Raw genomic sequence first — 9685 nt, 5'->3', positions numbered from 1 at the left:
TAACCATTACTACTGCCTTCATGGCTCGGGACTTGCACCCTATAGACTGCACCCATGCCGGGCGCACAGAAAAAGGATCGAAGGCTTGCTTCGATCCTTTTAGTTTGTTCTTACTTACAATCTATCTTTAACCTCAAACTGTCCCATCATCCCCGCATCTTCATGCTCTAAAATATGGCAATGATACATAAAAATCCCCTCATGATCAAAGGTTGCAATTGCTCTAACTTTTTCTCCTGGGTATACGAGTATGGTATCCTTCCACCCTCTCTCATTTGGCGGAGGCGGGTTTCCGTCTCTGTCAATGATTTGGAATTGCACACCATGAGCATGGAAAGGATGGGCCATACCCCCATTGCCTCCCATCATTCCACCCATACTGGAACCATCATTAGAAATCTCCCATATTTCTGTGTCTCCAAGGTTCACTTCTTCATCAATTTGATTCATATCCATTTGTTTTCCATTAATGTTTACATTTCTACCCATTCCCTGCATGACAAATTCTCTAGTGCGAATGGCATTTCCAGGATTAATCTCAGGGATATCTGTTAATTGATCAGGAACAGCATAACCTTTTCCTTCATTTGCAGTGACAACGAACTTCATAAACTCGCTTCCTTGGTCAGTTAAATGAACGACATCCCCTTCATTATAATTGGAAAAATCAACAATAATCTCAGCCCTTTCAGCAGAGCTCAATATTAAACTGTCCATTTCAGCAGGCTGTTCCAAAAAACCGCCATCACTTGCAATCTGTTGAAATGGTTGGGCACTGCTAAGCTTAAATTCGTAAATTCTTGCATTTGAGCCGTTTAACAGGCGAAGACGTATCTTTCCTCTAGGCACTTCCAAGTAAGGGTTGATAGCACCATTCACAAGTATCGTCTCACCCTGAAGTCCCATCATGACATCGTGCATCCCCAGGTTATATTCATATTTTCCACCTGAATCAAATTGTTTATCTTGGATTACCAGCGGTATATCATCCACACCATACTCTTTGGGGATATTGAGATTTTCCGAGACATCATCATCTATATAAAACAATCCCGCAAGTCCCATATATACCTGTTCTCCTGTTGTGTGCAAAAGGTGAGGGTGATACCATAATGTCGCAGCAGGCTGATTTATAGTAAAATTCGGATTCCAGGTTTCACCCGGCAGGATTCCCGAATGAGGCCCGCCATCCTGATCACCATCTACTTCAAGCCCATGCCAGTGGACAGTAGTTCCAGCACTCATATCGTTTTCTACTTTTATGGAAACTTCTTCACCATTTTTTACTCTAATGACTGGTCCGAGGTAATCACCGTTATAGCCTAATGTTTTTGTCTTCTTGTCTTTAATAAATTCTTTTTCTGATTCCTGTGCAGTCAAATGAAATTCTGTCTTTTTAGGATCTGGGTTTGTATCCTCTAACAAAGGAGGGATTGGTAAAGGGGTATTAAATAAGGATTCCTCATTTTCCATGTTTTCTGGTCCATTTCCTATACCGCCTATGCCACCATTGGGAGTATTGCCGCCCATGCCTGAAAATCTCATGAATAGAAACAGGGCTCCAAAAGATAAAACAAAAATGCTGAGAACAACCATAATACCCTTTTTCAAACTGTTCTACCTCTTTCGTATTTTTACTTAGTCTTTTAAAAGACTGTATAGAATATACAGTCAAAAACTCTTATACCTACCTATGTATTAATAAATGATATCCTTCTTATATTTTTAATAGCAACCGAAAAGCACTTCTTCAGGTAAATATGCATTTTTTGTGTAGTTTATAGGCAAATTGCAGTGGTAAAAATTAAAGTAGAAAAAAACATTAGGAGGAATAGAAAATATGTTACTACCAGTTTCAGATATGGGGATTATAACTTCTCATTTATCACATGATGGAATGATTTTTAAATTTTAAACATACTTAAAGCAAGATAAAATGGGGAATTGCGAAAAATACTTATAAAACAGTTGTGTATTTTGCCGAGCCATACCAGAATAATGCTTGAAATGATGGATCCTGATAAAAGTTAATTTCCAGAACTTCCAAAATTAGATGATTTCCCTAAGAAAGCAATCCAAATGCAGAAAAACATATTGCATTGAAAGGAAAGGCTTCTGCCGAGTGGATGGCTCAAAATAATTTTTGTTTCTGCACTGAAAATGAAATACCCTAAAGTGAAGCAAATTCCTATTTAGATGGCTCTCCAACAAGTGAAGATCACAGAAGAAATAACCGAATTTTTTAAAAGGACAAAACGCAGATATAGTGCCGTTAGGTACAGCAGCAGTACAAATTAAAGTAATCAAATATTTTCAGCATATAATAAAAGAATAATTTTGTTGAGGTGAAATAATGAATAAGCAATCCAGCCATAATATTCATGAGCATGAATCCAAAAACCATATAGAAGCAGCTCGTTTAAAGGACATACAAACTGAATGGTTTATCAGTCCAACTTCTGTTAAACCTAATCAGGAAGTTGAAATTTCATTAATAGTCAAAAATGAAGGAAAGAATATTACTTGTTTTTCCATGGTACATGAAAAACAGATGCACTTGCTTGTTATCAGTAACGATCTAAGTATTTTTCAGCATTTGCATCCCAAGTATGATGGTGAAGGCAGGTTTAGCGTAAAGGCTATTTTACCAAAAGCGGGAACGTACAAAATATTTGCCGATTTCCTTCCAGAAGGTTCAGCCCAGCAGCTTTCCAAGTTTGATTTAATAGTTGAGGGCAAAGAACAAAATGAAGGAATTTATCCGGATAAGGAGTTAATCAAAACAGTAGATGATTTGGTATTTGAGTTAAAATTCGATGACTTGGCTTTAAAAAAGCATATTTTAATGACATTTACAGTCACTGATAACAAAGGAAATAAAATCACGGATTTGGAACCTTATCTTGGATCAGCCGGACATGTCGTAATTGTAAGTGAAAAAATGGAAGAGTTTCTCCATGTCCATCCTAAAGATGAGTCTGTCGAAGGACCGGATGTTGAATATATGACTACCTTCCCTATTTCAGGTGTATATAAAATTTGGGGACAATTCAAATACCTTGGAAAGCTTTATACAGTTCCATTCGTTATAAATATTCCGGATAAGTAAATAATGTGGATAGCCTAATCATAAAATGGGGCACACAATTTAGGTGTGCCCCATTTTATGAGTATATTATTGTTGTTTTACAGTCTTCTCAGAAATGGGGGAGAAATAGTTGGAAGAAGATGCAGTAGAAGCAAAATTGAAAAATATTCAATCCAATAAAGATAGGCTGAAAATCATAATAGTCCTTGCCATTCCTGCTGTAATCGAAAATTTTTTTCAAACCATCCTTGGTTTTGTAGACACCTATTTTGTCTCCAAGCTTGGGTTGGCAGAAGTATCCGCTGTAGGAGTTACTAATGCAGTTCTTGCAGTTTATTTTGCGTTATTCATGGCAATTGGAGTGGCTGCAAACGTAAGAATTGCCAACTTTCTGGGGGCGAATCAACCTGAAAAAGCAAGACATATTTCCCAGCAATCTATAGTTCTTGCTATTCTTTTTGGTTTGATAACAGGTCTAGGAACCCTATTTTTTGCAGAGCCTTTGCTAAAACTTATGGGAATAGGGGCTGATGTGTTAGAAGCTGGTTCTCTTTATTTTCGCATAGTAGGCATTCCCTCAATCTTCATGTCTTTAATGTTTGTACTGAGTGCCATATTAAGAGGGGCTGGAGATACAAAAACACCTATGAAGGTAAGTATCATTATTAATATTGTTAATGCAGTATTAGATTACATTCTAATATTTGGGTTTTTAATTATTCCTGCAATGGGAATTGTAGGTGCTGCTCTAGCAACTGTTTTTGCACGTCTTGTTGGCAGTGCTGCGCTTATATACTATTTAAAACGCTCAAAGGTTCTTGCTTTCCGACGGGATTACTGGAAACCCGACAAAGTACATCTAATGGAGCTCACAACGCTTGGAGCACCAGCTGCAGGTGAACGCCTTTTAATGAGAGCAGGACAAATCGTCTATTTTGGTTTTGTTGTGGCGTTGGGAACAAATGCATTTGCTGCCCACCAAATTGCAGGGAATATTGAAGTATTTTCTTATATGATTGGGTATGGATTCGCAACTGCAGCTACAATACTCGTTGGGCAACAAATCGGTGCAGGAAACCTAGATGAAGCGAGACGATATGCAAAACTCACAACCGTCGTAACTTTAGCATCAATGACTGCTCTGGGTGCTATATTGTTCTTTCTCGGTGAATGGGCAGGTAGTTTCTTCACGGAGGATCAGGAAGTAATTGGAAATATCGGAACGGCTCTAAAGATATCAGGAGTTTTCCAGCCATTTCTAGCTGTCCTTATGGTACTAACAGGAGCTTTCCAAGGTGCAAACAATACAAAATTCCCAATGTACCTGACAGCTTTTGGGATGTGGGCAATAAGAACAGTTCTTGTGTACGTTTTAGGTATTGTGCTGGGCTGGGGATTGGCCGGCGTTTGGATTGCGATTGGCGTAGACATTGCATTCAGGGCTATTGTTTTAGTTATCCAGTTCAAAAGAGGAAAATGGATGGCACTTAAAAAAGCACCAGAGGCAGAATCTGAGTGTCATCCGCAGACAACAAAGGAAACAATGTCGGCTTGTGTAAATAATTATTAAAAAGAATTATGCTGTAAGTAGTAATTGCTAATATATAAAATGAAAGGACCCAGGAGGGGTCCGTTCATCTTATATTCAAATTGATTTTTTCACATAGCGGGGTACCCTGAATTTATAAAAGTCATTAAGGAGAACCAGCCAAAAACAAGAAAGCTTCCTAATCCAAACAGGACGCCTAGGATATTTTTATTTTTAAGTGCAGTAAAAGTGCCAATCCCGGCTAATAAAGCGACTAGCCCAAATATAATGACTATACCCATTAAAATCACTCCTTTTTATTAACATAACGAGATTCGAACTTTCCAAAGAAGCGACCTATTTGCCAGGCCGCTTCTTTGATTGCTTAGCGGATTGATAATTACTCTGGTTTATTATTTGCCTTAGGATCAGGTGTGAAGCTTGGTTTATAGCCATCGTATTTAACCATATTCACCATTCCTGCTGTCGCATGGTGAAGATCATGACAATGGAATAGCCAATTGCCGGGATTATCAGCTTTAAACGCAACAACATATTCATCACCAGGCTTTAAATTAATCGTATCTTTCATGATCGGAGAACCTTCTACAGGTTTCCCATTCTTGCTAAGGACTTGGAAGAAGTGACCATGCAAGTGCATAGGATGGTCATCCATTTGAGAATTATTAGTCAGTGTTACCTTAACGAGGTCGCCTTCCTTGACATTTATGTTATCAGTATCTGGGAATGTATTTCCGTTAATCGTATAAGCCATTTCGCTGCCATCCATCGCTGTGTTTAAATCCATTTTATATTCAACATCATATTCCTGATCAAGCGAAAATTCACCTTTGTCAGAACCACCATAATTCATAAATGTGAATTCTGGAAGCTCTTCGGATTGGTTGGATTTATCAGTAGAGCCGGGAGAGTTTTCATATTGTATCATTGTCTTCATACCACTTGTGCCTTCCATGTCTCCGTGGCACTCTATAAACCATTCACCAGGGTTGTCTGCTGTAAACTCTATGTCATATCGCTCACCAGGGGCTATTGTGATCACCTGATCTTTAACTTCTTTTGGTTCATTTAGTTCTTGCCCATCAATGGCCGCTACTTTAAAATCATGACCATGCAGATGGATCTTATGAGACATGTACCCAACATTGACAAGACGAATTCTAACTTTTTCTCCTTCTTTTACCTTTAAGGGCTCAATGCTGTCGCCGCTTTTGCCATTTATCGAAAAGATATCGTAAGCACTCATGTCATGACCCATTTCTCCCATTCCATTCATGCTTTCATTATCTTCTGACTCCATGCTGCCGTGATCCATGCCGCTCATACTTGATTCTTCAGAATCAGTCTCTTTATCATTATCTTCTTCTGAACCCATGTTGCTATGATCCATACCTTCCATGCTGGATTCACCTTCTTCAGGCTTGCTCATCCACTCATCAAGCATGAGGGTATAATCACGGTCATAAGTTTTTTCGTTTGGTTCTACGATAAATGAACCGTATAGCCCTTTATCCATCTGCTCAACAGCATTTTGATGGGTATGGTACATGTATGTTCCAGGATCCTCTGGTGTAAATTCATATGTGAAAGATTTACCTGGCTGGACTGCGTTTTGTGTCACACCTGGTATACCATCCATATCATTGGGAACTCTAATTCCATGCCAGTGAATGGAAACTGGTTCATTAAGTTCATTTTTTAGGTTGATTTTTACCTTTTCCCCTTGCTTTACCCGTATTTGGGAACCAGGGACTGAACCATTGAATGTTAGGGCATTAACGCTAACATTCTCATTCAGCTGATGTTTGCCTTCTTGAGCAACAATGTTAATTTCATTGCCTGTAAGTGTTTCAGTAGTGCTAGTAGTCTTCAATACCTCGACTTCCTCTTTTTCTTCAGAACTATTATCCTCTTCCATGTCCATGTTTTCGTGGTCCATTCCACTCATCCCACTATTAGAACAGGCAGCGAGAAAAAGAATTGAAAAAATGAATATAGCAAGCAGTTTAATCTTCATATCGATAACCTCCTGTAATTATTCAAACAAATCATAATAAAAATAAATGCAGAAATTATGGATAATAAAATTTATAACGAAATTTTTTATATAATACATTGGGCATCTAATTTAGATTTATTACACCATTCATATTTGTAGGGGATTCTATATACAAAAACTAAAAGTTTCTGCAAAAAATGATGTTAACCTAAATAATGAATAGATGAGGTGGCGAATATTGATTAATTAGCAGATGAATATTTTTTTTCAAGCTTTATTTAGCCCAATCAAGCGGAGAAAACCAAAAAGATGGGAAGTGATGTCGTATGGCATGTTGTTCCAATAAGAAAGGAAAGAATGGTAAGAAGAGAATATCCTCAGGGTTATTTTTTATAATCTGGTCTATGATTTTGGGAGTAATAGGTATTTTAAGTATTGTTTTTAGATAAAAACTGAAGATTTCTTACTGAACAGGGCATGCAGTTTTTCCTGTTTATTTTTTTTGTGAGAAAACTATTATCCTACACCCCAAATATGAAGATTTGATGGATTTCAAAAGTTTGTTAGACTTTTTGAATATTTATTTGTCTAAGTGAAATAAATCACTTTTCAATTCTTCTTGGCTTAATAAGATTACGTTAAATTCGCAAAGGAGGTCAATTTCATGACTAAGGTAAAATTGAGTATATTCATTGCTACTTTGATATTAGGAGCGTTGATACTGGTTGGATGCAGTTCAGCAAGTAAAACTGGGGACAATGTAGCTGCAAACAAAGTTGAAGACAAAGAACAACAAACAGAAAACAATGATGAACATGCTGACGGGACGAAAACAGTCCAATATTATTACACAGCGAACGAAGGAGGCAGCATCTCAAAAATTGATGCAGCAACCAATTCAATCGTATCGACAATAGAAGTAGATGGTTCTGTTCATAATGTGCAGGTAGCACCAGACGGAAAAATGATTGGGGCAACGGTTGTACCAAAGATGGCGGGGCATGGCGGTGATGAAAATGGCCATGGAGAGGAAATGGAAATGAGTGCAAAAGTGCTTTTTTTCAGCATTGAGAGTGATGAACTATTGAAGGAGGTCGAAGTTGGAAATCATCCTGCTCACATTGTTTTTACAGAGGATGGGAAGCTTGCGATCGTAACTAACAATGAAGACAACAATGTTACTGTCATTGATATGGCAAGTTTTAATGTGGTTAGTACAGTAGATACAGGAAAAGGACCACATGGATTCAGAATTTCAGCAGACAGTAAGAGCGCTTATATTGCAAACATGGGTGAAGATACAGTCAGTGTTGTTAATCTTGATACGATGAAAGAGGAAAAACGAATTAAAGTAGGAGCAGCTCCTGTTACTACAGGTGTCACTTCAGATGGAAAAACGCTTGTTGCTACATTAAATGGAGAAAATGCTCTCGCTGTAGTGGATTTGGCTACTGAGAAGGTTGCTAAAATTCCTGTTGGGATTGGCCCCGCACAAGTATATATTGATGAGAAAGATCAGTTTGCCTACGTTGCAAACCAAGGAACAGAAGAAGATCCTTCCAACAGTGTGACAGTCATAGATCTTGCTTCAAAAAAAGCAACGGCTGAAATTATAACCGGAAAAGGATCACATGGAGTTGTAACAAGCCCAGATAATAAGATGGTTTATGTTACAAATATGTTTGAAGATACGGTCAGCATCATCGATAAAGAAAAGAATACGGTAATTGAAACGATTGAAGTAAAAGGTGTTCCGAATGGAATAAGCATTACAGATTAAGCTAATTTATATTAATATCCCAAAAGCCGCCTAATAGTAATTAGGCGGCTTTTTCTATCGTTTTTCATGAGTTTGTTAGTAAGCTGAATTGTATTAATTGCTTGTCACAGTATTTTCTTGAAAAATTAATCATTCTTGCACATTTTCTCGATATTATCCAGTTACACTGCTAATTACAAATAGTATAAAGAGGTGAGAACCCAATGGAAAAAATTGAGGCAATTGATCGTATAGCCTTTGAATTAGGGCCAGTCACAGTCTATTGGTATGGATTGATTATTGGCACAGGGCTGTTTTTAGGCTGGCTTCTTGCGACAAGAGAATCAAAAAAACTTGGACTAGATAAAGATATATTTGCTGATCTGTTATTGTGGGCGATTCCTATATCAATTTTGAGTGCAAGAGTCTATTATGTGATTTTTAAATGGGATTATTATATTCAAAACCCTGGCAAAATGATAGCGATTTGGGAAGGCGGCATCGCTATTCATGGAGCACTAATTGGTGCAGTAGTGACTGCGATTATTTTTGCAAGAAAAAAAGGCGTATCGTTTTGGAAACTTGCTGATATTGCGGCACCGAGCCTTCTCCTAGGCCAGGCAATTGGAAGATGGGGTAATTTTATGAACCAGGAAGCGCATGGTGGAGAAGTTACCCGCTCTTTTCTAGAAGGACTTTACTTACCAGACTTTATCATTAATCAAATGTATATCGAAGGAGCCTATTATAATCCTACCTTTTTATATGAGTCAATATGGAACATAGCAGGCTTTTTCTTTTTAATTCTAATCAGGAAATTCCCTATAAAGCGTGGAGAGGTTTTTCTTTCATATATAATCTGGTATTCTGTGGGCAGATTTTTTGTAGAAGGACTAAGAACGGATAGTCTGATGCTTACAGAATCAATAAGAATTGCTCAACTCATGTCCTTGAGCTTGATTATAGGTGCTGCAGTCTTGATCTACCTAAGAAGAAGGTCAGGGAAAGCTAGCCATGGATATGCTGAAGAGATTAATTAAACAGCAAACCAATGAAGTGGCCTATCTTTGCTTTAATTTAGGCTCATTATGTTAAAAAAACTGTTGAAAAAATGCATTTTTTGTGGAGTTTATGATGATGAAGGCTGGGTAGAATTGAGGATAAGAAAATAAGATAAACTTATTTAAAAAATGAGAAATACCTCCATTTTATACCTCCCTCTATAAATATTGATATAACAACGGTTTGACCCGTTGGTGGGATGTCAAAAAAATATTTTTCGACATATAC

Annotated in this window: 7 protein-coding genes; 4 read left to right on the top strand and 3 right to left on the bottom strand. The window is 37.6% G+C overall.

The window, feature by feature from the left end:
- Window positions 1–114: 114 nt before the first annotated feature.
- Window positions 115–1611 (bottom strand): multicopper oxidase family protein, encoded by a 1497-nt coding sequence (locus AC3WTL_RS25515; RefSeq protein ID WP_492370266.1) that lies wholly within the window; start codon window positions 1609–1611, stop codon window positions 115–117.
- A 742-nt stretch (window positions 1612–2353) separates the two neighbouring features.
- Between AC3WTL_RS25515 and AC3WTL_RS25510 the strand changes: the two genes are divergently transcribed.
- Both AC3WTL_RS25510 and AC3WTL_RS25505 read left to right on the top strand, forming a co-directional pair.
- Complete coding sequence (locus tag AC3WTL_RS25510) at window positions 2354–3109, top strand: DUF8832 domain-containing protein (protein WP_492370265.1); 756 nt, start codon at window positions 2354–2356, stop codon at window positions 3107–3109.
- Window positions 3110–3218: 109 nt separating this feature from the next.
- Window positions 3219–4658: an MATE family efflux transporter gene (locus AC3WTL_RS25505; RefSeq protein WP_492370264.1), complete on the top strand. Its 1440-nt coding sequence runs from the start codon at window positions 3219–3221 to the stop codon at window positions 4656–4658.
- Between the two features lie 89 nt (window positions 4659–4747).
- On the opposite strand, the gene AC3WTL_RS25500 is transcribed toward AC3WTL_RS25505, so the two are convergent.
- Both AC3WTL_RS25500 and AC3WTL_RS25495 read right to left on the bottom strand, forming a co-directional pair.
- Window positions 4748–4918 carry a DUF2759 domain-containing protein gene (locus tag AC3WTL_RS25500; RefSeq protein ID WP_262176388.1) on the bottom strand — a complete coding sequence of 57 codons (171 nt, stop codon included), beginning with the start codon at window positions 4916–4918 and terminating at the stop codon, window positions 4748–4750.
- 98 nt (window positions 4919–5016) lie between these two features.
- Complete coding sequence (locus tag AC3WTL_RS25495) at window positions 5017–6654, bottom strand: multicopper oxidase family protein (protein WP_262176386.1); 1638 nt, start codon at window positions 6652–6654, stop codon at window positions 5017–5019.
- Window positions 6655–7300: 646 nt separating this feature from the next.
- Between AC3WTL_RS25495 and AC3WTL_RS25490 the strand changes: the two genes are divergently transcribed.
- Both AC3WTL_RS25490 and lgt read left to right on the top strand, forming a co-directional pair.
- On the top strand, window positions 7301–8416 hold the full coding sequence (locus tag AC3WTL_RS25490) for a YncE family protein (protein ID WP_492370263.1): 1116 nt from the start codon (window positions 7301–7303) through the stop codon (window positions 8414–8416).
- 203 nt (window positions 8417–8619) lie between these two features.
- Entirely contained in the window at window positions 8620–9435 is an 816-nt protein-coding gene (gene lgt, locus AC3WTL_RS25485; protein ID WP_262176380.1) for a prolipoprotein diacylglyceryl transferase, read from the top strand.
- Window positions 9436–9685: the final 250 nt, after the last annotated feature.

The organism is Cytobacillus sp. EB106-05-05-XG126, from assembly GCF_058791715.1.
Note: the sequence above shows the minus strand (reverse complement) of the source record. Positions and strands in the feature narration are given on the sequence as shown.

Bases quoted from the DNA above. Each gene is read 5' to 3' on its own strand.
- AC3WTL_RS25490 (WP_492370263.1), top strand. From the start codon at position 7,301: ATGACTAAGGTAAAATTGAGTATATTCATTGCTACTTTGATATTAGGA.
- AC3WTL_RS25495 (WP_262176386.1), bottom strand. From the start codon at position 6,654: ATGAAGATTAAACTGCTTGCTATATTCATTTTTTCAATTCTTTTTCTC.
- AC3WTL_RS25500 (WP_262176388.1), bottom strand. From the start codon at position 4,918: ATGGGTATAGTCATTATATTTGGGCTAGTCGCTTTATTAGCCGGGATT.
- AC3WTL_RS25510 (WP_492370265.1), top strand. From the start codon at position 2,354: ATGAATAAGCAATCCAGCCATAATATTCATGAGCATGAATCCAAAAAC.
- lgt (WP_262176380.1), top strand. From the start codon at position 8,620: ATGGAAAAAATTGAGGCAATTGATCGTATAGCCTTTGAATTAGGGCCA.